Annotated in this window: 17 protein-coding genes and 1 pseudogene; 6 read left to right on the top strand and 12 right to left on the bottom strand. The window is 56.0% G+C overall.

Translation table 11 applies throughout. From position 1 onward, the window contains the following. Positions 1 to 367: 367 nt before the first annotated feature. Entirely contained in the window at positions 368 to 1,540 is a 1,173-nt protein-coding gene (locus B0G81_RS29300; RefSeq protein ID WP_134140224.1) for a hypothetical protein, read from the top strand. A 270-nt stretch (positions 1,541 to 1,810) separates the two neighbouring features. On the opposite strand, the gene B0G81_RS29295 is transcribed toward B0G81_RS29300, so the two are convergent. Then, positions 1,811 to 2,911, bottom strand: a complete 1,101-nt coding sequence (locus B0G81_RS29295; protein ID WP_134140222.1) for an acyltransferase — start codon at positions 2,909 to 2,911, stop codon at positions 1,811 to 1,813. A 625-nt stretch (positions 2,912 to 3,536) separates the two neighbouring features. Between B0G81_RS29295 and B0G81_RS29290 the strand changes: the two genes are divergently transcribed. Then, positions 3,537 to 4,373 carry an IS1595 family transposase gene (locus B0G81_RS29290; protein WP_134140221.1) on the top strand — a complete coding sequence of 279 codons (837 nt, stop codon included), beginning with the start codon at positions 3,537 to 3,539 and terminating at the stop codon, positions 4,371 to 4,373. Between the two features lie 156 nt (positions 4,374 to 4,529). Here B0G81_RS29290 and B0G81_RS29285 read toward each other — a convergent pair whose 3' ends face one another. From B0G81_RS29285 to B0G81_RS29275, 3 genes are all read right to left on the bottom strand, one after another. Then, complete coding sequence (locus B0G81_RS29285; RefSeq protein ID WP_134140217.1) at positions 4,530 to 5,204, bottom strand: class I SAM-dependent methyltransferase; 675 nt, start codon at positions 5,202 to 5,204, stop codon at positions 4,530 to 4,532. Positions 5,205 to 5,282: 78 nt separating this feature from the next. Continuing rightward, positions 5,283 to 6,386: a glycosyltransferase family 9 protein gene (locus B0G81_RS29280; RefSeq protein ID WP_243856624.1), complete on the bottom strand. Its 1,104-nt coding sequence runs from the start codon at positions 6,384 to 6,386 to the stop codon at positions 5,283 to 5,285. A gap of 11 nt (positions 6,387 to 6,397) precedes the next feature. Next, entirely contained in the window at positions 6,398 to 6,676 is a 279-nt protein-coding gene (locus B0G81_RS29275) for a hypothetical protein (protein WP_134140215.1), read from the bottom strand. A 1,052-nt stretch (positions 6,677 to 7,728) separates the two neighbouring features. Between B0G81_RS29275 and B0G81_RS29270 the strand changes: the two genes are divergently transcribed. The 3 genes from B0G81_RS29270 to B0G81_RS29260 all read left to right on the top strand — a co-directional run bounded on the left by B0G81_RS29270 (position 7,729) and on the right by B0G81_RS29260 (position 12,907). After that, positions 7,729 to 10,095, top strand: coding sequence for a polysaccharide biosynthesis tyrosine autokinase (locus tag B0G81_RS29270; protein ID WP_134140213.1), 2,367 nt, complete (start codon positions 7,729 to 7,731; stop codon positions 10,093 to 10,095). A gap of 167 nt (positions 10,096 to 10,262) precedes the next feature. Further along, a complete protein-coding gene (rffA, locus tag B0G81_RS29265) occupies positions 10,263 to 11,435 on the top strand; it encodes a dTDP-4-amino-4,6-dideoxygalactose transaminase (protein ID WP_134140211.1) in 1,173 nt (390 codons plus the stop codon). A 125-nt stretch (positions 11,436 to 11,560) separates the two neighbouring features. Beyond that, positions 11,561 to 12,907: a hypothetical protein gene (locus tag B0G81_RS29260; RefSeq protein ID WP_134140207.1), complete on the top strand. Its 1,347-nt coding sequence runs from the start codon at positions 11,561 to 11,563 to the stop codon at positions 12,905 to 12,907. On the opposite strand, the gene B0G81_RS29255 is transcribed toward B0G81_RS29260, so the two are convergent. The 5 genes from B0G81_RS29255 to B0G81_RS29235 all read right to left on the bottom strand — a co-directional run bounded on the left by B0G81_RS29255 (position 12,870) and on the right by B0G81_RS29235 (position 18,155). Continuing rightward, the gene (locus tag B0G81_RS29255; RefSeq protein ID WP_134140205.1) at positions 12,870 to 13,778 is read right to left on the bottom strand and encodes a glycosyltransferase family 2 protein; all 909 of its coding nucleotides are present in this window, start codon (positions 13,776 to 13,778) and stop codon (positions 12,870 to 12,872) included. The genes B0G81_RS29260 and B0G81_RS29255 overlap by 38 nt on opposite strands. Before the next feature lie 77 nt (positions 13,779 to 13,855). Further along, entirely contained in the window at positions 13,856 to 15,010 is a 1,155-nt protein-coding gene (locus B0G81_RS29250) for an NAD-dependent epimerase/dehydratase family protein (RefSeq protein WP_134140200.1), read from the bottom strand. Continuing rightward, positions 15,007 to 15,657 carry an acyltransferase gene (locus B0G81_RS29245; protein WP_134140196.1) on the bottom strand — a complete coding sequence of 217 codons (651 nt, stop codon included), beginning with the start codon at positions 15,655 to 15,657 and terminating at the stop codon, positions 15,007 to 15,009. Before B0G81_RS29245 ends, B0G81_RS29250 begins: the two co-directional genes overlap by 4 nt. Further along, entirely contained in the window at positions 15,654 to 16,655 is a 1,002-nt protein-coding gene (locus B0G81_RS29240) for a glycosyltransferase family 2 protein (protein WP_134140194.1), read from the bottom strand. Before B0G81_RS29240 ends, B0G81_RS29245 begins: the two co-directional genes overlap by 4 nt. A gap of 9 nt (positions 16,656 to 16,664) precedes the next feature. After that, positions 16,665 to 18,155, bottom strand: coding sequence for an oligosaccharide flippase family protein (locus B0G81_RS29235; RefSeq protein WP_134140191.1), 1,491 nt, complete (start codon positions 18,153 to 18,155; stop codon positions 16,665 to 16,667). A gap of 711 nt (positions 18,156 to 18,866) precedes the next feature. Here B0G81_RS29235 and B0G81_RS29230 point away from each other — a divergent pair. Continuing rightward, positions 18,867 to 19,643 carry a class I SAM-dependent methyltransferase gene (locus B0G81_RS29230; protein ID WP_134140189.1) on the top strand — a complete coding sequence of 259 codons (777 nt, stop codon included), beginning with the start codon at positions 18,867 to 18,869 and terminating at the stop codon, positions 19,641 to 19,643. A gap of 370 nt (positions 19,644 to 20,013) precedes the next feature. Here B0G81_RS29230 and rfbA read toward each other — a convergent pair whose 3' ends face one another. The 3 genes and pseudogenes from rfbA to B0G81_RS43865 form a co-directional block, all read right to left on the bottom strand. Next, on the bottom strand, positions 20,014 to 20,907 hold the full coding sequence (rfbA, locus tag B0G81_RS29225; RefSeq protein ID WP_134140187.1) for a glucose-1-phosphate thymidylyltransferase RfbA: 894 nt from the start codon (positions 20,905 to 20,907) through the stop codon (positions 20,014 to 20,016). Positions 20,908 to 20,917: 10 nt separating this feature from the next. Further along, positions 20,918 to 21,519 (bottom strand): annotated as a pseudogene (locus B0G81_RS29220) (GDP-mannose 4,6-dehydratase). After that, positions 21,467 to 21,916 carry a hypothetical protein gene (locus B0G81_RS43865; protein ID WP_166678906.1) on the bottom strand — a complete coding sequence of 150 codons (450 nt, stop codon included), beginning with the start codon at positions 21,914 to 21,916 and terminating at the stop codon, positions 21,467 to 21,469. Before B0G81_RS43865 ends, B0G81_RS29220 begins: the two are co-directional and overlap by 53 nt. Positions 21,917 to 22,064 lie beyond the last annotated feature (148 nt).

Below are 22,064 nucleotides of genomic sequence, written 5' to 3'. Positions count from 1 at the left end.
CTCCGAGGGATTTCCATCGGGACGTAGGTGGCTTCGTGCGAAATCCGCTGCGCCGGCGGCATTGAGCACCTCAGCCGGAAGGCATTGGCATCAATTAGGATAACTGATTTGCGTGAATTAACGGCTTACTGTGACGCGCAAGCGTCCGAGTATCAGGGTCATGGTCCGGACACCCAAACCCTGCAACTGCTGGCTTGCAATGGTCAGACGCTCCTCAGGTTGCAGTTGCCGGCGCTCTGAGCTCATTCGTTCATCGCAACACCTTATACGAAACAGGTGCTGCACTTCGGATTTGAAGCCCGCCCGCTCATGTCGCGCTGATGGTCGCTTACAGCTAATAAGCAGTGCTATTTATTGGATGGTCGGTATGACGCAATTATTTTCATTTTCATCTACTTGGAGCTACGTTTTGAGAATTCGACTTTTGACGCTCACAATGCTGCTGGTATCAGCCAGTGCTGCCTTGACCGCTTGCGGTGGTGGGTCATCCGACCCGGCAGACGCTGCTGCGGTCGCAAACCGTCAACACGGTGGCGGAAAGAACCCGGGGAAGCCATCATCGAGTTCGCCGAGCAGCAGCTCGTCGAGCGGCTCGTCGCCCTCCACACCCACGACGCCTTCCTCCGTCCCGTTCTACGGGGTCAATGGGCACTATATTCAAGGGGGCGTCTACTCGTCGAACATCCCGCAACAGGTCGCTGACATGAAGGCAATGGGCGTCACGTCGATCCGCCAGGACTGCTACAGCACCGCCGATACGGCGGAAATGGCCAGTCAGGTGAGTTCGTTCGCGCCTATCAAAATCCAGCCGGTCTTCAATGTCTTCCCGACGACCACCGACGAAACGACCGCTTACAACCAGTACTACGCCTACGGCAAGACCGTGGCCGGTCAACTTGCCGGCAAGGTTGCTGTGATCGAGATGATGAACGAACCGGAGAACATGTACTTCAAGAATGGCCCCTCATATGGTGGTCAGGACGTCACCGAATGGGCAACTTCGAACAGTCAGTGGCCAGCGTTTCGCGGTGCTGTGCGCGGTTTCTACGCGGGGTTCCGCGCCGTAGATACGACCAAGCAAACCCTCATTGCCAGCCCGAGTGTAGGTTGGCTGCACTACGGCATGCTCGAAGGCCTGTGGAAAGGTGAAGCGCCGGATGGGTCGACCGGGCATCCGACCGCGACCTGGGATATCACGAACTATCACTGGTACTACGACTTTGGAGACATCCAGAACGCAGGTGGCGTCAACACTCTGGCGGTCATCAAATCCTTGTTCAACCTCCCGATCCTGTTGTCGGAGATCGGTGTGCAAACCAGCGTGTCGAATTCCAAATACAACGCGTACGTTGCTTCGAACCTCGCCGAGTATGCCAGCAATGCCAAGACCTACAACATCATCGGCGTTGACTGGTACGAGCTCTACAATTTCCAGAATATGAACGGCTTCTATATGGGCTTGTATAGCTCGCCCGGCGTAGGCAACGCTGGTCGTGCGGCAGCGATGACCACCGCCGTTGCATCGAATCCTGCGCCTTGACAGCCTGATTCCCAAGGCGGTTCCGCCGACTGAACCGCCCTGGGTTTTCCGGGCGCTCCCGATCTTGAGAAACAGGAGCTATGGAAAACGTCAGGAAGAAGCCACCAGGAAATTCGCCGGAAACCCGTGAACGGACAGTCCGAATGATCCACGAGCACCGCTAGATAAGCGTCAAGCAGCATGGCCGCGCAATTATTTGTTCGTTGGCACCGGCTCCGGTGGTGAGTCGTGAGCCGCTACCAAATTGTCATGACGCGCCCGAGGTTAGGATCAAACCGCCCCACTGGCTGTCTCGCTCGACACGACGCTCTTCACGGAAGTTTGGCGGCGCGGCTTAAGGGAGAGGAACGGTTTTTCGACAATGCGCCAGGATAGCGCGGAAAGTACGAGCGTCGGCACGAGCGACAGGCCAAAATTCAAGAATGGTTGGCCTTGAGTGTGAAAGAATAAGGCCATGGTCTGTTGGATCGGAAAGCCATAAATGTAGACCCCGTACGAAAAATCGCCGAAGCGGCCCGCCGACCTCAGTAGCGCCGGCTTGGCAAGAGAGAACGACAAAATCGCGTACGGCAATACAAGGTAGAGTCCTATTTCGTATTGTGGGCCTGCCGGGACGAGTGGAAGCAGGAACAGTGCGAACAGAGCGATTTGAGCGTTAAAGACTGCTCGTGGCGCGGCGATTCGCCACGTCGCACCCAAGAGAAAATACGGTGCCACATCTAAGGCATCTGAGATAGCTTGACCATGAACGCCCAAGTCAGGCTTCGCGAAGTGAACTACGTACAAAGCGAGTCCGCATAAGCTGAGACATCCAAGGATAATGCGGGTTTTCTGCCCTCTTCCCCAAAGCACGAGCAGCGGTGATACGACGTACATCGCGAACTCGACCGGTAAGGTCCACAACGAGCCGTTAACGGCATTCGGATAGATGTTGTGCTCGAAAACGCCTGGCAGCAGCGTTTGCGGCCGTAGAATTATGGCCCGAAGATAGCGAGTCAGCAGAGGCGACGTGAAGTACTCACTGAGCGGTAGACTGGTGGCGAGAGGCCCGAGCAAGAATGCGCTCAGAAGCGTGCAAACTACAAGGCCCGGAAAAATCCGTAAGGACCTGCGCGACAGATAACGCAAGACCGAAGGATCGCGTCTCCAGCTTTCGATCACCAGATAGCCACTAATGATAAAAAAGACCTTAACTGCAATGGCCGATACCGGGTGTCCAAATATTGTTGGGACGGCCGTTCCGGTCAGCGCAAACGCGTGACCGTATACGACAACGACAGCTGCGAATAAGCGTATTGCATCAAAATTGTCCTTCGAATGAGAAACGCTGCTTTGGCGCGAAGGGTTGCTATCAGTTGAGAGAAGCTGCATTAGCGATCGCCTCACGGAAAAAAACAGATGACGTTAATAGCTGAAAACAACTTTTTTGATACCGTTGCCCTGCTGGCCTGCAAATGAAGCACTTCCTTCGGATCTGTAACGTCGATATGTTGTTTCGCCTGCTATGGGCGCGCGCGGCAAACCATCGGCGACGCATCACCAACACTCTCGTCGGCAGAAAACACGCACTCAGCTTCAGCGCGAATCGCTACAATCATCCAGGTGCACACTGTGCTATGACGAATGGAGTTCGTTAGGTCCGCGTCTCAACAATCCTTTACGCCTGCATGCTCGGCAAGAGCGGTCGTCCCAACGCCGCGCCTTTAACATACACGCAGCGTATCAAGACGATCAGCAAGCAAACCGTTCGACGCGCAAGCTGTACCGCCGCAGGCGGATTTCAAGACTCTACGGCGCCCGCGATAAACCATTTGTGCGGCAACGCACGCACATGGGATCTATGGTCTCAACTACCGACGCGGTGGCACGCTGCACGGTCGGGCGTTGCTGAAGTTGCAAGGCCTGCGTGGTGCGGTTCCCGGCAAGCCGGTTCGCACGACGACTCCGATAGGAGCGCGCCGCGCCCGCTGGACCGGGTAAACCGGCAACTCAAGCCATCTTTGACCGGACCCGTACTCCCCTTACGGTCTGCTTTTCGGTCTGTTGGCATCTTGCTACCGGCAAAGACGGGATCTCGGCGCTGGGTTTGAAGCGGACCCTCGAGATCGGCTCCTACCAGATAGTGTGGGCTATCCTTCATCGCCTGCGGTCTGTGCTGATTCGCCCCGATCGGGAGCGCCTTTGCGGGAAGGTAGAGGTGGACGAAACCTACATCGGAGGCAAAGAACCCGGACTTTCGGGAGGCCGTGCCAAAGGGAAGAAGATCCTGACGTGTATCGCGATCGAGATCGTGGAACCGAAGGGATTCGGGCGCTGTCGAATGGCGCCTGTGGCGGATGCCTCCTCAGAATCGCTTCGCTCCTTTGTATTGGATAACGTCGCGCCGGGGGCGACGGTCATCACCGATGCCTGGCAGGGTTACCGGTGGTTGCAGAAGAATGGGTACATCCATGACCGCCGTCGCCAGCGGGCCACGTCGGCGCGAGGCGATGACCCCGGAGAACTTCTGCCAGGTGTGCATCGAATAGCCTCCCTTGCAAAACGATGGCTACTCGGCACCCACCAGGGAGCGGTGGATTCTGCACACTTGCCCAGTTACCTAGACGAGTTCGTGTTCCGTTTCAACCGCCGCCGCTCGAGTAGCCGAGGGATGCTGTTCTACCGGATCCTGGAGCTTGCTGTCGCCCATGGACCGGTTCGTGACCACGACCTTGTTATGAGCCAGAGCCCAAAGACTGTTCACCCCAAGCCGCCGAGGCGACGCGGACATCCGCCCAGCTTGCAGCGACCTTCGCCGAGCCGCCCGTGGCGGCAAAACGCTGACTACGGTTAAATGGACACCCCAGCCGCCGACAATGTCATTCACGTCATGCCCGACCGTAGCCGACCTCGACCGCTCCAACCCAAGCCACACAAGGCATTCGCCTCCAAAGCCGTCAATGTAGCTCTTCTTAAGTTCCGAGGATTGATTGAGTTGTGTCCAGCATGCCTAAAGCTGCTGTCGAGTTGGTTTGAGTTTTTTTGCGATGATGATGGATTCAAAGCCGTAGAATTCCCAAGTGCCAAGCATAACTCTGTTGCGTATCTTTGAAATCGGCTCTATTAATAAGCCAAGCACCCATAGTGAGGTCGATTTGTAGTTTTTTGTGGCAAATATAATTTGAAAGTTATAATCTTTCAGCGTCACTAGAAAACTATCAAAATCTGGTGGGCTATATTTATGGGTTGGGTCGTCGTAATAGTTGAGTGTCCCCGCTCTCTTTGGGAAAAATTTGCTCTGCTCACAGGGGAATGACAAGAATATTTTCCCACCCGGCTTCAATGACTTCAACATTGCTTGAAATGTTCCAAGTCTGTCATCACAATGTTCAATGTTGTGCGCTGAGATTACAGCATCGAATTCATTAGTGAACATGGATATCTCATTTGAGAAATTCTCGGGGGTGCTTAAAATATAGCTGTCTGCCTTGTTGGGCTTGATCTGATTGTAATCACCTATGTCTAACCCTGTGTAGTGTGAGTTAGGGAGTATGTTTTTTGTGTCAAAGGGGGAGTTATTTCCGCAACCAACGTCAAGTATTGAAGCGTTTTGTTGAAGTTGCGACAAGAAATGCATTTTGCCATTGGGGCGCAAAATCTTTTTCAAAAAGTTTCTTGTATTCATTTCAGCGTTCAGCGTAGTGGATAGATTAAATGCACCAAGCGCCGCCGCGTGTCAGTGCGACGTTTCCTGTCATGGCGGCTACATGATCGAATAAACTTCACTCAAAACGTCGGCAACAGAAGCGACGCTGATTTTCTCCATCACGTACTTTGCATTTCTGGGATATTCAAATCCGAGGTTCAGGAACATTCCACCTTCCCGCCTGGACACCGCAACTACGCCAAGCTCTTTATTGACGGGGCCCCAACGAAACGGATTCGTGGGACCGTGCAGACTGATCATTGGGGTATCCAGCATGGCAGATAAATGCATGATTCCGGTATTGACACAGATTATGCATTCTGCCTGCCTCACTATTCCGACCACGTCAGTTAAACTCACCTTGGCCGCCACGCTTATGACCTTCTGGCTGCCGATCAGGTCAACCAATTGTTGAGCGCGCATGGAATCTTCCGGACCACCGGTTATGACGATCGCATACCCGTTCTCAATCAGCATACCTGCAAGATTGCGCCAGCACTCCATGGGCCATTCGCGCATTGCAAAGTTTGTTCCGGAGGCCCAAGGGTGAAAAACGATGTATTTATCGCCAATGACGAAAGGCAAGCCGGGGGGGTGAACATCTTTCGTTATTCGCGGATATTCCGTCGACTCAATCCCCAAAGGACGCAACAGGTTTCTGAAATTATTTAACTCATGAATGCCGTCGCAATGCTCAACGCTGGCATCATAAGCATAATGGCGGAATTGGTTCTCGGTTTTAAATCCAATTGTAAATTTCGCCCTCATAAAAGCTGACAATATGGCGGAAATCCTCGGCCATTGCGAAGTGTCGATTAAGAGATCAACTTCGTATTTCCTTATTTCCCTGATCGCTTCGAACGGGCTGGTCAAAGGGACGACTACTACTTCGTCAAGGCCGTCGAACAGATCATAAATGCGCGCGTTGCTTCGTGATGCAAATATCACTACGCTCGAAAAATTTTTCAACTTCCTCAATTCGGAAATAATTATCGACGACAAAATCGAATCGCCGATTGCAGCAAAGGCGAAAATTCCTACCGTCGCGCAGTCCTTTGGCAGACGTCTTTTCTTACGAAACGCCCCTAACGCGTACAAGAAAGCGCCACCGACAATAAGGTCGATGCGCTTCAGAAGGTTCTGTCCACGCTCATTTTTCATTTCAAGTCCAGCTACACTTCAACGAAGGATTCTTGTGATTCTCGATACCCGTCGGCGATCGCCACGCGCTGCTTCTTGCCTCCCGGTGTAAATCCGATGGTCACGCGGACATACCGCGGCAATTTATTCGAGTTGAGCGTCGAGCGAGAACACAAGTGGCCGCGTACCCTCGGATCCTCCGCCGCCACGTGTGCAAGGATTTCACGCTCGGGCTGATGCCCGTTACGTACCACCGTGCATTTATCGCCACGTGTATTCGCGTTCCCGTACTGCTCGAGCAATGTCGCCAATTCCGCCTCGATCGTCTGCTGGATGAACTGACGGGCATTCGCGCTGGATCAGGTAATCCAGGCTGCCCAACGTTGCCGCTGTACCGTTGTTCGCTTATCCCCCCAATTTACTCATTGACGGTGTACTCCCGTTAGCTGGTTGGGACTCGACAAGTATCATTCTCGGCTAGCCACCACTGCCTCTCTGGTCGCCCAGCGTCAACCCCGTACAGCAGATCCGGCGATAGCTTGGAGGCATTCACACGCCTGAGCAGGTCGCGACTATCGATGGCGTCGAGCATGGCGGTCCGCAATGGTCAATGAAGCAACTGCATCATCCGCGCAGGAACGGCCGGTGTCTGTGCGGAAGCGAACGTTCAAATGTCCGCGTAATCGGCAGTAAAGGTTCGGTAACCGAAATAATCATCAAGAAAAGTCGATCGATTTCAATGCATTGGCAAGTCGCATCGTAGAATTGATCGACGGCGGACGATTGATCAATGCAGTGCCACGCTCAGCAACACTTCTTCGGAGGCGAAGGGTCGACGTAGAGGTCACGTATCTAAAATACGCGCATCAGGAAATAACGGTGTGCGGCTAATGCTGCCGCTCGAGTGCCAAGACCACCGCCGGACCGGGTATTTCCGTCAGACTTTTCACTGTTCGTATTGGTAGATTATCCAACACAGGTAAATAAGACGGGCACTACCGTCAATTCTGCCGAACCACTACTGGCAAAAAGAACTGCCACGTTCGCCCACCGGGTATTCACCCACTTCAACCGCACAAGCGTAGCGCAACGTGCGCTAACCCACAGACTCCGAAGTGGCAAAGGCGGTATTCATAACACACTTGCTCAGAGTCGCGTCGATGGACGCGGGCTGCGGCGAATCGGTGAGTGGCGGACCAGGCAACGACATGGAATCCGAGCCAGCGATTCGTCGAACCAATATGAACCCATGTACCAGTCTCGGCCCCAAGCGAGTCCCAAGGGCCGGTATCCAATGATCGACGCGGCGACGCTTGTCGCCCCTCGAGAAGCTTGTTACCCCCGAATCCTGGAGATGGCGCCTTTGAACACGCATATTTTCAATGCAGGATCGTCTCGCGCAGGCAACGGAGCGGGTAACTTTTCGTTGCGCGACATGCTTCATCTGTTACGGGATCATATCTGGATACTTCTGGCATTCATCGCCGGCGCTACAACCCTGGCGACCGCATACGCCTTCCTTTCGGCGCCGACATATTCCGCCGACGTCGTCGTGCGCGTGGACCCGCCCGCTCCGCCCGATCCGAATGCTCTCGGCATATCTCGCCAGGATGGTATGGCCCAGCAACAACAGAGCACGCAAGCGACCGCCGCTGAAGTTTCGGTCATGCAGAGCCGTTCGGTGTTGGAGCCGGTGGTTCGCCAATTTCAGTTCGATGTCGAGGTCGTGCCGCATACCTTCCCGATCCTCGGACGTGTCGCCGAGCAATTCGCCTATCCGGGTCATCCTTCGAAGCCGTGGTTCGGACTGAGTTCGTTTGCATGGGGCGGAGAAACGCTCAAGATACCGTCGCTCAACGTGCCCGCTTATCTTGAGGAAAAACCTCTCGTACTGACCGCGCTCGACAAGGGACAGTACGAGCTTCGCACGCCCAATGGAGATCGCCTGCTGCATGGAGAAACAGGCAAGCCTGCGACCATGCCGGATGGGCTATCGATCACAGTCAAGGAACTCGCCGCCAGGCCCGGTACCCAGTTCACCGTAACTCATCGAAACACGCTGGATGCAATCGATGGACTGCGTCGTCAACTCAAGGTCGCTGAAGTGACCAAAGACACGGGAATCGTACAGATCTCCTTTGCCTCGAAAGACCGGGTTTTGACCGCTCAGGTCGCGAACGCGGTTGCTCAGCAGTACATCACGTCGTCGATCTCGAGCCGTCAACTCAACGACACAAAGACGCTCGAATTCATTCAGGGCGAGTTACCGCGGCTCAAACGCGATCTCACGAGCGCTGAACAGGCGCTGAGCGACTATCAATCGTCGACCGAGACAATGCGGCCAACAACTGAAGCGCAATCCTATCTGCAGGGAAGCATCGAGCTCCAGCAGCGTACGTCGGCCCTGCAACTGCAGCGCACGCAAGCAGCGTCGCTCTTCACGCCGAACAGCCAGCAGGTCAAGACAATCGACGCGCAACTTGCCCAGTTGGCCGAAGCAAGACGTGTCTTCGACTCGCGCTTCGTCAGCATGCCGACCTCCGAGCGGCGAAATGCTGAACTGACCCGCGATGCAAAAGTGGCGGAGACCATCTATCTGGGTATGGTCAGCAAAGCTGAGGAGCTCTCCGTGCGCCGCGCAAGCGCGACCGGTGGCGCCCACGTTGTCGACGAAGCGCTGCAGCCGTATCGGCCGCTTAAGCCGAACCGCCCGTTGGTGATAGTCGCGGGCTGCGGCCTGGGCTTTTTCATCGGCGCATTCTTCATCGTGCTACGACGTTATGCGACGACCGGTGTCACCGACCCGCTCTTTGTCGAACGGCGGCTGGACGTGCCGGTCCTCGGCGAAGTGCTGTTCAGCCGGCAACAGGCTCAACTGGAGAATGAAACATCGGTCCAGCCCTCGCAGCAAGCGCTATCCGGGCACGATGACGGCGCACCGGGCTTGCCCGATCCTAATTCGTTAACGATGGAGCCGCTCGACTCACCGTCGTCGAGAGCTGCTTTTTCCGCAGGCTTAAGCCGCGCGGCTGGCGCTCGAATTCTCGCCAGTCGGCTTCCTCATGAGCCGTCAGTCGAAGCGCTTCGCGAAGTTCGCACGCAGGTATGTCGCGATCGTCTGAACAAAAAGAACAACATCGTGATGCTGACCGGTCCGAGCCCGTCCACCGGAAAGAGCTTTGTTGCAGCGAACCTTTCCATTCTTCTGACGGAAGTCGGCTTGCGCGTCCTGCTCATCGATGCCGACATGCGCCGCGGCAATCTCGCCTCTTTCTTCAAGCAATCCAATCGCGGTGGCCTGTCCGAAGTTCTCCAAGGCAAACTCCTCAGCACGGATGCAGTCCGTTCCGTTGGTGTTCGCGGCCTCTCCTTCATTTCGTGCGGCGCCTATCCGACCAACCCGTCAGAGCTGTTGATGATGCACGACTTCAAGCAGGTCGTTGATCAATTAAGCGAGCAAGTCGACCTCGTCATCGTCGACACCCCGCCGTTCCTGGTCGTGACCGACGCCGCGATCATGGCCCCCCATGCGGGCGCGACCGTCCTCGTGCTTCGCTCCGGCATGCAAAGCGAAGACGAGATTTCCGAAACAGTCAAAAAGCTACGGCGCGCGGGAGGGCGGCTTCTCGGATCGGTCTTCAACGCGATACCCAAGCGGGCCAGCAACTGGAGAAGCTATGAGCAGGCCGCGCAGTACACGCGCACACTCACCGAAACGGACGAGGTCTAAAGCTAAAGAGCAGTTGGGGTCTACGACAAGCGCGTTCGCGCAGCTTGTTCATTGAAACACCTGGCGAGTTCGCCGGAAAGCGGGATCTCGAAGCCGGGCAGCTTTGAGATTCAACTCTGTGTCGTAGCGAGAATCATTGATTCTCGATCATGTGGGGTGAACTATTCATGAGCCGATCTACGCCGCAAATTGGAATCGAGGTAAACCAGAACCGCATTCCCTTCAATACACCTGCCACGACCGGCAATGAATTGAAGTACATTGCGGAAACGCACTTTAACAAGAAGCTTGCTGGCGACGGTTCCTTCACGGGACGTTGCAACAAGTGGCTGCAGGAAAGAAGCGGTTCCAGCAAGGCATTGCTGACTCACTCCTGCACAGCCGCGCTCGAAATGGCGGTTCTGTTGCTGGATACCCAACCCGGCGACGAGATCATCATGCCTTCATACACGTTCGTCTCGACGGCGAATGCATTCGTCCTACGCGGCGGCGTACCTGTTTTCGTGGATGTCCGCGAAGACACCATGAATCTCGACGAGCGGGTGATCGAAGCAGCCATCACGCCGCGTACCCGCGCAATCGTCCCGGTGCATTACGCCGGGGTGGCATGCGAGATGGACACGATCATGTCTATTGCCCAACGCCACGGACTCAAAGTCGTGGAAGATGCGGCGCAGGGCGTCATGGCCACCTACAAGGGTCGCGGTCTGGGTTCCATTGGCGACCTTGGCGCGTACAGCTTTCACGAAACCAAAAATATCATCTCAGGCGAGGGTGGCGCCCTGCTGGTCAATGATCCAAGCCTCACGAGGCGCGCCGAAATCATCCGCGAGAAAGGCACTGACCGTAGCCGCTTCCTTCGTGGAGAAGTCGACAAATACACCTGGCAGGAAGTCGGCTCCTCGTTCTTGCCGAGCGAGCTGATCGCTGCTTATCTTTGGGCTCAGTTGGAAGGCGCTGAAAAGATTACGCAAGACCGCCTTGCGAGTTGGGAGCAATATCACGTATTTCTCGAGCCGTTCGAACGCAATGGCGCGCTTCGCCGCCCTGTGATACCGAAAGAATGCCAGCACAACGGACACATGTACTACGTGCTCGTTGAAGATGAAGGCGTGCGGCAACGCATACTCGACGAGTACAGAAGGCAGGAAATCGGCTCGGTGTTTCACTATGTTCCGCTTCATTCATCTCCCGGTGGCCAACGGTACGGCAAAATTGGCGGCTCGCTGGAGGTGACCATCAACCAGTCGAAACGCCTGATCCGCCTTCCCCTCTGGGCCGGCCTGACCGAAACGCAGCAGTTGCGCGTGGTCGATATTTTTAGCACGCTTTTGAACTAGGCCCGCCTCCTGCACAGGCACGCGTGAGCAGCATCCGGGCGCATACGAAGCGGTCTTCGTCTCGCGGCCCGGATATCATTCGCTTCCGCTTTCTGCACCGGTTTGCAAGCTTCCTCTGGAAACCCATGAAACAGAGCATTTCCTCGCACGCCGATCTGTATTTTTTCGTGTGGATATTCGCTGTGCCCGTGACGTCGGTACTGATCATGCCCTCGGTCCAAGGGACGACGATCGGCTACATCATGTGTTTTCTTTCATTGCCGCTGGCATTGGCGTGGGGCGGCGCTTCGCGCACACGTTATATCACATTCCTGATCGTCGTGGCGTCGGTGTGGGCATTCTTCCTTCTGACGTCTCAACTCGCTGACACCGTTGCCCCCTACGAGCCTGATTTTACAAAAGTCAGGCTAATCGACGACACCGATGTCTTGACCTTCATCCTGAGAAAGAGCTTATTCACACAGACGATCTATCTCCTCGCTGTCGTGCTCTATGCAGCGTATGTTTATATTTTCTACAAACCGTCGTGGCAACAGTGGCTGCTTGCCTCGGCAGCTATTTTCGCCGCATACGGCATCTATGAAGTGATCTACTTCAACGTGACAGGTCAGCCCGGTGACTTTATTTCCAACCGGTCTTTCGGCGCCGAGTTTCGAAATGGTGACGCAGCAGGGGACGAACAGGTGAACGGCAGTTCCCTCCAAATGGTTGCCATTCACGGTTACGTTATACAACGGCTGAAAAGCCTGACCGGTGAACCGTCGATGTATGCCTTATCGATGTTCCCATTCTGGGTCTACTTCAACGCGACGTCGAAGCGCCGCCTACCGGTGTGGATCATCGGCGCCTCGCTCGTCATGAGTACTTCGTCGACGGCTTTCATCGGTTACGTGGTCTACTTTCTCATTCGCATAAGAAAGATCGGCTTCCACCCGGTTAAGGCCATGGTCGGCGCGCTGATGCTTTTTGTCGTGGCATATCTGGCAAGGGACTATATTGCCGATCTCTTTCAACAGATGATCATCGACAAGGCGGACGGGCGCAACGTGTCGGGCGCCGAGAGATCAGACTTCTTCCATGCTTCGCTGGACATTTGGGCAGGGGGATCGCTCGCTAACCAATTATTCGGGATCGGCTTCGGCTATATACGATCGACCGATCTTTTCTCCACCTTGCTCGTCAACACGGGGGTCATGGGGCTCATCCTCGTGAGCATGCTGATTCTGTACCCGGCCTTCAGGCTCGACTGGTCGACGGAGGGAATGGCATTGCGGCAGTGCTGCGTCACAACATGGGTAATGATGATGGTCGCCGTTCCGGAGTTCTCCTATCTCGCGCCGTGGACTTTCGTCGCCATCGCCTACGCCCGGGTTCGTATGTTGAAATTGGCAGCACGCCAAAGTAAGGGCGCGCTGCCGGACAGTCCTTCTTCCGTCAATGATCGGCGACTGACAACGAGAAGCCGGCTTTAAGTCCTTTGAACACACTCGACCTGGCCGCCGGCGAAAACTTCACGCATTTGACCGTCAACGTGACGACTGCATAAGCAATCGCGACCGCACGATGCGCGGGGGCTAGGTGCTTGCGGCTGAAATAGACGCGATTGCGCGCCGTATAGAACAGGCTGAAGGGACTCTCATTGCCGCCGGTTGACACCGCCACCTTGTGAGCGACGCAAGATGTCGGCGCGTACAGCAGCCCGATACCGGCATTCTTCATACGCCAAACGAAATCGCTGTCGTCGTAATAGACGAAGTACTTTTCGTCCATCATTCCGACCGTCCGGAAAATGCTCGTGTGCAGCAACATAAAGCAGGTGGGTGCATATTCTGTAAACACTTCCTGGTCGAACTGTCCGCGATCTTCCATCTGATCGCCCACGTGGGGCGTGGTGGCGGTCAGCGGCGAGAACCGCCCGCCTGCACACCATATCCGGTTGGTGCCGTGATACGTGATTTTGGGCACGGCGGCCAGCGCGCCCGCCTCTTCGGTGTGCCGTACCAGTCCAGCGATCACGTCGGGATCCGGAAAATCGGTGTCGTTATTGGCCAGAAGAACGTAATCACATCCGTCCGCGAGCGCCATCTCTATGCCTTGATTGTTGCCGCGGGCAACACCGACGTTGTCGTTATTGAACACGATGTCAGCGTGGATACCGTGGAGAGCCGCGAGTTCGCGCGATATTGCACTTCCCGTATCCTTCTCACTGTTGTCGATCACGTATAGCTTGAAATTCGCATCGCGCTGAATGGCGAGACTCCTGAAAAAATCAGGAAGCACGGAATCGGAGTGATACAGCACGGTGACAATCCCGATCAGCGGCGACCCATATCTCGTTGACATATCGCGTCCTTCAAATGAGTTGCGGAGGCAGCCCTCGCGGCCGCCTCCGTCACGGGTGAGGGGCGTCGTTGCGCGTATCAGGCCGCGCGTTCACAGCCTTTGTAGAGCCCCTTCTCCCGCATTTCGGCAATGCTTTTCTCGTAGGTATCGGCCATAACCTGCTGCTGGTCGACCCATCGGGCAAACCGCGCAATACCTTCGCTGAACGAAACCTTGGGCTCGAATCCGAGCATGTCTCTTGCCTTGGTCAAATCCGCATAGACATGGCGCACATCGCCTAGGCGGAATGCGCCCGTTACAGTGACGCTGACATCGCTGACGTACACCTTGCACAGTGTCGCTGCAACGTCCATGACGGACGTGCGCGCGCCCGAGCCGATGCCGAACACGTTGTCCGCGGCGTTGGCGTTCGTGAGCGCTGCGTAGGTCGCATCGACCACGTCATCGATGTACACGAAGTCGCGGCTTTCCAGGCCATCCTCGAAGATATTGATCGGATTGCCGTTCTTGATGCGCGTCGAAAAGATCGAGAGAATTCCCGTGTAAGGGTTGGATAACGACTGCCCCGGACCGTAGACATTCTGATAACGCAGCGCCGACGCATCGATGCCGATAGAACGGCAGGTCGTCATCACCATCTGCTCCTGAGTCTGCTTGGTAATGCCATAAAGCGACGTCGGATGGATTTTCGATTCCTCGTCGGTCGGCACGCATTCCATCGCTTCGCCGCTTACCGGGCAGAGATGCTCGAACTGGCCTCCGAGCATATCTTTTTCCTTCCGCGGGCCGGGATAGAGAATCCCCGCGGCCGGCGAACGGTACTTGCCTTCGCCGTAAATCGCGCGCGACGAAGCAACGACCATTTTGCGCACGGTATTGCGGCTATTCTTCACCAGTATGTCCAGAATCAGCGCTGTGCCATGCACGTTCACGTCGACATAACGGTCCACCTCGTACATCGACTGGCCGGTACCCGTCTCGGCCGCAAGATGAACGATCGCGTCCTGCCCTTGCATAACGCGTTCGAGGACGGCCCGATCGGTCACCGACCCCTTCACGAACTGCACGCTTTCCGGCAACGAAGCGAAGATTGCGGACGTGACGCTGGGATCTTCCCCGTGAATCTGGGGGGAGAGGTTATCGAGCACAGTGACTTCGGCATTGTTTGCGCAGAGTTGGTGCGCCAGACTCGAACCGATAAAGCCGGCGCCACCCGTAATCAGGACTTTCATTTCTTCTCCCGTTCCCAACATTTCGTTTCGAAGTTGTAGCGCTTCACGATCTGCGCCGGGTTTCCTATGACCACGCAATAGTCGGGAACGTCGCGGGTGACCACCGAAAGAGCACCCACGACAGCGTGACGGCCGATCTTCACGTTGGGCAAAATGACTGCGTTGAATCCAATGAATGAGCCCTGCCCGATCAGCACGTAATTGCCTCCGGTGCGAATACGATCGCCAATGCGTGTCTTGTCGTTGACGTCCTCATGCGGATGCTCGACGTCGACAATGGCAACGTTCCCGGTAATGGTTACGTCGTCACCGATCTCGATCGACGAACCGCAGACGATGTGAACGTTCTGCTCGATATTGACCCGGCTTCCAATCGTGAGCCGCGGTGGCGCAGCCGCGTCGGTCACGATCAACTGGATGCGCGCGCCCGGCCGAATCAGCACGCTCTCGCCGATCGACGCGTGATGCACGTTGACGAGCAGCATGGGACGAAAAATCGTCGTTTTCGCACCGACCGACCGGAACACATGCGCGTACCACAGGCGCGTCTTGAGCCGACACCAGGCTAAAGATCCCCGGTAGCATAAGTCGAGCAGCCTCACTTTCCTGGTGTCAGGCCGTTCGTTCTCCTCGACGGTCGTGCTCATGCGTTGACCCGTTGTCGTCCGGCGATCTGCTTGAGCCGCGTATAGACAGCTCGCAACGTACGAGGCCAGCGGCGCATGGCGTACAGAGCCGTCTGTTTCAAACCGATTCGTGCCGCGCGCCAGCTTGATTCGATGCAGTTCTCGAAACTATCCTCGTGCCCGTTCTCCAGAAAAAAGATGGCCGAGGTCAGATAGAATTTTGCTCGCCCCTGGTTGACAGCGTCGCTCGCCACGCCGAGATCGGCCGCGATCTGGCAGGTCTGGATCGCGTCGTTCAGGCATCCCATATGGCGCGCGGGATTGTTGATGCGCATGGAAGTCATACCCGTTCGATTGACGCGGTATAGTCCAAACTCTTCGTCGAGATAGCAGCCTTGCGAACCCATCAGGACCTGCAACAGATGGGCCACGTCGGCCACTGACTTGAGACCGACGTCGACCGGATGGCGGCGGCGTAAGCGCGCCCGGTACATTTCCGAGCTGTGGAAAAAGAACGGACCGTTCTTGGTGAGATACTCGGCGTCGAACGTTGCCGGTTTATTTTTCGACAGCGGATACGACACGGTCTCCAACGTATCTTGGTCGACCGTGCGCATCTTGTGCACGACGAGACCGCATTCCGGGTGAGATCTCAGAAAATCGATCTGACGTTGCAGCTTGCCGGGCGACATCACATCATCGCCGTCAATGTTGGCGATATATTCGCCCCTCGCGGCAGCAATCGTATCTGCGAAGTTAGCCGAGAAACCAACGTTCTTTTCGTGCGCAACTACCTTGATCACATCCGGATAGCGCAGTCGAAACGACTCGATGACTTCGAGAGAATTATCGGGTGAATTGTCGTCACCCACGATCACTTCGAGCGGCACGTCGAGCTTCTGGTCGAGCACGCTTTGAATACACGCGCCAACGTATTCGCCTTGCCGATAACAAAGCACAATGACCGACAGCATAGGCGCAGCTTGCTCGTGGAGCGGATTCCGAAGAGTTGTATCCATGCTGTTTTCTCAGTTGAGGGCCAGCCGCCCCGCCAGGTGGCGAGCCTTTCGCTGAACGATCGGCGAAACCGCGATGGTCAGGGCGACCATGGCAAGCCACGTGCCCGACAGGACAAAGAAAAGACCCATACGCGACGATGTGGTCAAGTCCAGATGGCTCACCAATAGGCCGACAGGTATCACCGCGGCGACGCGCACGGCGACCCCTCGATACCAGCCAGCATTGATTCCAGCCATAAACTTCCGATGTACGATCGCTACCCAGCCGACTAGGAGCAGAACATTCATCCCAAGCCACGCATAGGCAGCACCGACCGCGCCGAGATGAATGCCGCCGTACACAACCGCGGGCGCAAAGAAAATGAGGAAGCCAATGTTGCCTTTCAAATGCAGCGACAGGTCCCCCCTTGCGTACTGCACGAAGAACGCGAGCGACGCCAGCGCCGAACAGGCGTTTCCGACCGCGTAGCATTGCATTGTTCGCAATGCCGCGGGCGACACCGGCGCGCTCGCGGACCATAACCGAAGCACTGCTTCGGGCGCGAAGGCGAACACGGCTGCAACGGGAATGACCGCCAATGACGTCACCTCGGTGGCGAGCGCATACATCTGACGAATCCGCTCGCCACCGCCGAAGGTCTCGGCGTTCAAGCGCGGAATGAAGGCTTGCTGAATGGGATTAGCTAGCAACACGATGCCGCTCGCAAGCAGCGTTGACATGCTGAACACGGCAAAATCCGCCAGCGGCAGCGCCTTTGAAAGCACGATTTTGTCGAGCTGCGCAGTGCACGCCCAGATCAACGCAGACAATGCAATTGAAAGCGACAGCTTCGCGCGCGACGACAGTACCTTCCATGAAAAACGCGTCGACACGAACGGTATATCGATCGCGCGGCCAAGCAGGATACGCATGGCGGCGGCCTCTGTGACAATGGCCAGAAGTTGCCAGACAAAGAAAAATTCGACGTGTGGCCAGATCATGATGACCGGCACAACGAGCACATTGCGTATCACGGCAAAAGTAACGCCGATGACATTGAGCGCGACCTGCCGATCGATACCGACCACGCCGCCTCGATACAGCGCGGAAAGCCAGCGCGCGATAGCCGTCAGCATCATCAGCACAAACGCCGTGCGGATCTCGCTTGGCGGCAATGTAGAGGCGTTCAGCCACCGCTCGGCAAAATACGGCGCCGCGAAGATCGAGAAGGCGAACAGGAGTACGCTTATGCAGAGAATCAGTTTTTCCAGCGATTCCAGTAGTAGTCCCACCTCGTCTTTCGAACCGGTGCCGGCACGAAGGCTGCCTAACTCGCGGCACAACGTCGGCGAAAGTCCAAAGTCGAGAATGAGAACCCATGCGAGAAGCACGGTGTTGATGGCAATCAGCCCATACGCTTCTACTCCGAGATGACGCACGTAAATTGGCACCATGACGATACCGAGCGATACGGTCACCATTTGGCCAACGAAATTTGCGAGCAGGCTTCTTCTCAACATCGCGCGGTCTGGTCTGCCAGTGAATTAGGTAAGGACTGCGGGCGCCGCCAGAGGTATCGCGAACATCGAATTGAGTCCTCGCTGATGTCAATTCGTCGCGAACTTGTCTTAAGACAAGCGCGTGATCTGTTAAGCGACCGAAAGATTCCACTATCTTTCCGGCCGGCCCTCACCGGATTGGCGATTCAGATTGGCCACATACGCATCGGCGATTCGAAACACACCCCCGGCGAACTCGACCTATTGGCGGGCTTCTTGATGCGGTCTGGGGTAAATCGCGAGTATCGATCGGCAAAGCCCTCTCAACCCATGTGCAGACCGCGCAGATGAACACTTGAACACAGCCGGCAAGCGCTAGACTCCCTAGGGCCCATGCGTTAAAGCGTACCTGTCCAGTTTCAAATTAAATGTGCGGCGGCGCACGTTCAACGCTTTGCGTATGGGCTATCGCATGAAGATAGCGAGAGAGTTAGGATCGTAGCGGGGGCACGGGCAGAGCCTCAAATGTGCCTGGAGCTACCGCAAGTGTGCGAAAGCGGACAGACGGCGTCGATAACAACGACGCATTCATCGCATCAGCCTCGCGATTCCCAACTTCTGTGCTAGCCTTGGGAAAAACAAAGAGCAATCCCTTCGGCTGAGACATCCAAACAATGTGTCCCTAGTGTGGCTGCGCGCTAGGCCATCACCCAACCGTCTGAGTAAATTCCTATGCTGAAAAGAATGGTAAGTACTGACCGAGAATGGGAGAAATTTGGAGCTAGCGATCCGTATTATGGCGTGTTATCTCACGATCGCTTTAAAGGGGGCAACACCGACCAGACCGCGCGCGACGATTTTTTTTCTTCTGGGGAGGTGCATGTCACCCAGTGTTTTTCAATCATTGAGAAAGAGCTGGATGCCAATTTTGAGCCCCACCGTGCGTTGGATTTCGGATGCGGCGTCGGACGCATCACGATACCGCTTGCGCGGCGAATTGATCGCGTCGTAGGGCTTGATGTGTCTGATTCAATGCTTGTAGAGGCGAAGAAAAATTGTCAGCGATCCGGGCTCGACAACGTCGATCTGCTCGAATCAGACGACCGCCTTATGAACCTGAATGGAAGCTTTGACTTCATTCACTCGTTCATCGTGTTCCAGCACATTCCCACGAATCGGGGGGAAGCCATTCTAATGGAGATGATCTCTCACCTGACAGATGGCGGCATCGGCGCACTCCACTTCACCTATGCATCTCCAGGTCCCGCGTGGAAACGCGTATATAGAAGGGTCCGTGCAGCCATTCCTTTAGTTCACAATTTCGCCAACCTTGCCCAGCGTCGTCAGTTTGGATATCCCCTGATGCAGATGAATGAGTACGACGTCAATAAGTTGCTGCTTATTCTGCAGAAACACGGATGTCACCGCGTTCATATTCGATTTTCAGATCACGACGGGCACCTGGGAGCATTTCTCTTTTTCAGGAAAGAAGCGACGCCCATTTTCTGAACCTCACATGCCTGATCCACATTCATCGGGAGTCGTGGGCCGCTCCAACTCAGCTACCCAACGGACCGCTTAGTTGCGGTTGGTGCTGTACATCGCTTTGGGGTTGGCCCGTCAACACAAGCCGGGCCAATGGGTTCGCCCATACCGTTCCACAGACAGCCCGGCAACATATGCCAGCGACATTCTCGAACCTGCGAAGGAGGATGGATTGTCGCATAAAATGGCGGCGGTCGGCGTGTCGAACAGAATGATCGGGTAAGGAATGCAAACTGATGCAGGGATTCGGTTCATGGCGCATGTCCAACGCTTTGCATATCGACTATCGCATGAAGACAGCGAGCCACTTCACACCGCTCGAACATAAATCTTGTTAGCGCGTTGGCCATGCCACCTGATCCATCGGAAGATTGAGCAGGTACTGGCCGTACGCATTCTTGGCGAGCGGTTTTGCGAGTTGAAGCAATTTCTCCTCGTCGATCCACTGTCGGCGGAATGCAATCTCCTCCGGGCACGCCACTACCAAACCCTGACGCTTCTGCAGCGTCGCAATGAACGTCGCCGCTTCGATCAGCGAATCGTGCGTGCCGGTATCGAGCCACGCATAGCCACGCCCCATGATCTCGACATTGAGCGCGCCGTTGGTGAGATAACGCGAGTTGACGTCGGTGATTTCGAGTTCGCCACGCGGCGACGGCTTGATGTCCGCCGCGATGTCGCACACCTGCCTGTCGTAGAAATAAAGGCCTGTTACCGCGTAATTCGAACGCGGCTGGGTCGGCTTCTCTTCGATCGACAGCGCGCGGAACTGGCGGTCGAATTCGACCACGCCGTAACGGTCCGGATCATGCACGTGATAGGCGAAGACCGTGGCGCCTTCCGCTTTCTCGTTGGCGCGTTCAAGCTGTTTCGCGAGATCGTGGCCGTAGAAAATGTTGTCGCCCAGAATCAGCGCCGACGGATCATTGCCCACGAAATCGCGGCCGATGATGAACGCCTGCGCGAGTCCGTCCGGCGAAGGCTGAACCGCGTACTGGATATTCATGCCCCACTGGCTGCCGTCGCCCAGCATCGCCTCGAAACGCGGCGTGTCCTGCGGCGTCGAAATGATCAGCACATCGCGAATGCCCGCCACCATCAGCGTGGACAGCGGGTAGTAGATCATCGGCTTGTCATAGACGGGCAGCAACTGTTTGGAGACCACATGCGTGATCGGATACAGGCGTGTGCCCGATCCGCCCGCGAGAATAATGCCTTTGCGCGCCATTGCCGTGCCTTTACGCGCGCTGCGCGTAGTTGGTCTCAACCCACTTGCGATAGTCGCCGGAGGCGACCTCGTCCGACCATTCCTGATTGTCCAGATACCACTGGACCGTTTTCGCGAGACCCGTTTCGAACGTTTCCGCAGGCTTCCAGCCGAGTTCGCGTTCGAGCTTGCGCGCATCGATTGCATAACGGCGGTCGTGGCCGGGACGATCCTTCACATAGGTGATCTGATCGCGGTACGACGCGCCCGTCTTCGGGCGCAACTGGTCGAGCAGGTCGCACAGCGTATGGACGACCTCGAGGTTCTTCTTCTCATTCCAGCCGCCGACGTTGTACGTCTCGCCAGGCGTGCCGCGCGCGAGCACTTCGTAGCCAGATGGATGACCGCGCGTGGCTTGTATTCGGCGAGAAATTCGTCCAATGCGGTGCGATCGCATATGTCGGCGCATACGAAATATGCAGCGGATTGTGTTGCAGAGACTTCAACGTGCGTGCGCAGATTGCTCGCATAGGTGAGCTTGTCGACATTCACCACGGGTTCATCGCAGACTTGCAACCAGTCAAGCACAAAGTTGGCGCCGATAAAACCGGCGCTGCCTGTCACCAAGATCACGGAAGCCCTTTGGAAGCCGCCTTCGCGCCGTTGCGCGGAGGGTCGATTGGAATCTGGCTGACATCCGTTGAATAATGCGTTCAGAGACGCCGGTAAGCGCTTTGGTATAGCGTTCCCTCGCGTCCTCCATCGCCGCGGACAGATGCAGCCGTCCCAGTGTAGGGTTCCAGGGATCTCGATTCAGTGCGGAAAGCAACATACACGCTTTCGCCTGCGTTAACGGGGCGTAAGGAGGGAGCTTCACGCGGTCGGGCAACGCTTGCAGCATCCGCGTTGACGTAGTTCGGCCGTATTGCTGATGGCCTGATATTTCTTTTGCTGAGAGCCTCGGCTGCGTCTTGGAGATGATCGCCGCGGCCTTCAAAGTTTGCGGCAGATGCATGCTGCCGATGCGCATCGGGACGCCGGATGCCTGCGCGTCCCGAAGAAAAAGTCATTTATCGTCTCGTGGCGTTCTGGAACGTGCGACACATAATGCGCATACGAAAACCCCAATGACCACGCCGAATATGAAGCATAAGAAATGTGTCAAAACGCTCAACATT

It is taken from the genome of Paraburkholderia sp. BL6665CI2N2 (assembly GCF_004366535.1).
GTDB lineage: Bacteria > Pseudomonadota > Gammaproteobacteria > Burkholderiales > Burkholderiaceae > Paraburkholderia.
The sequence above is the reverse complement of the archived record's forward strand: the minus strand, read 5'-3'. Positions and strand labels throughout refer to the sequence as shown.

Excerpts from the sequence above, each read along its gene's own strand:
- B0G81_RS29300 (WP_134140224.1), top strand. The coding sequence starts at position 368 with ATGACGCAATTATTTTCATTTTCATCTACTTGGAGCTACGTTTTGAGA.
- B0G81_RS29295 (WP_134140222.1), bottom strand. The coding sequence starts at position 2,911 with ATGCAGCTTCTCTCAACTGATAGCAACCCTTCGCGCCAAAGCAGCGTT.
- B0G81_RS29285 (WP_134140217.1), bottom strand. The coding sequence starts at position 5,204 with ATGAATACAAGAAACTTTTTGAAAAAGATTTTGCGCCCCAATGGCAAA.
- B0G81_RS29280 (WP_243856624.1), bottom strand. The coding sequence starts at position 6,386 with ATGAAAAATGAGCGTGGACAGAACCTTCTGAAGCGCATCGACCTTATT.
- rffA (WP_134140211.1), top strand. The coding sequence starts at position 10,263 with ATGAGCCGATCTACGCCGCAAATTGGAATCGAGGTAAACCAGAACCGC.
- B0G81_RS29260 (WP_134140207.1), top strand. The coding sequence starts at position 11,561 with ATGAAACAGAGCATTTCCTCGCACGCCGATCTGTATTTTTTCGTGTGG.
- B0G81_RS29255 (WP_134140205.1), bottom strand. The coding sequence starts at position 13,778 with ATGTCAACGAGATATGGGTCGCCGCTGATCGGGATTGTCACCGTGCTG.
- B0G81_RS29250 (WP_134140200.1), bottom strand. The coding sequence starts at position 15,010 with ATGAAAGTCCTGATTACGGGTGGCGCCGGCTTTATCGGTTCGAGTCTG.
- B0G81_RS29245 (WP_134140196.1), bottom strand. The coding sequence starts at position 15,657 with ATGAGCACGACCGTCGAGGAGAACGAACGGCCTGACACCAGGAAAGTG.
- B0G81_RS29240 (WP_134140194.1), bottom strand. The coding sequence starts at position 16,655 with ATGGATACAACTCTTCGGAATCCGCTCCACGAGCAAGCTGCGCCTATG.
- B0G81_RS29235 (WP_134140191.1), bottom strand. The coding sequence starts at position 18,155 with ATGTTGAGAAGAAGCCTGCTCGCAAATTTCGTTGGCCAAATGGTGACC.
- B0G81_RS29230 (WP_134140189.1), top strand. The coding sequence starts at position 18,867 with ATGCTGAAAAGAATGGTAAGTACTGACCGAGAATGGGAGAAATTTGGA.
- rfbA (WP_134140187.1), bottom strand. The coding sequence starts at position 20,907 with ATGGCGCGCAAAGGCATTATTCTCGCGGGCGGATCGGGCACACGCCTG.
- B0G81_RS43865 (WP_166678906.1), bottom strand. The coding sequence starts at position 21,916 with ATGCGCATCGGCAGCATGCATCTGCCGCAAACTTTGAAGGCCGCGGCG.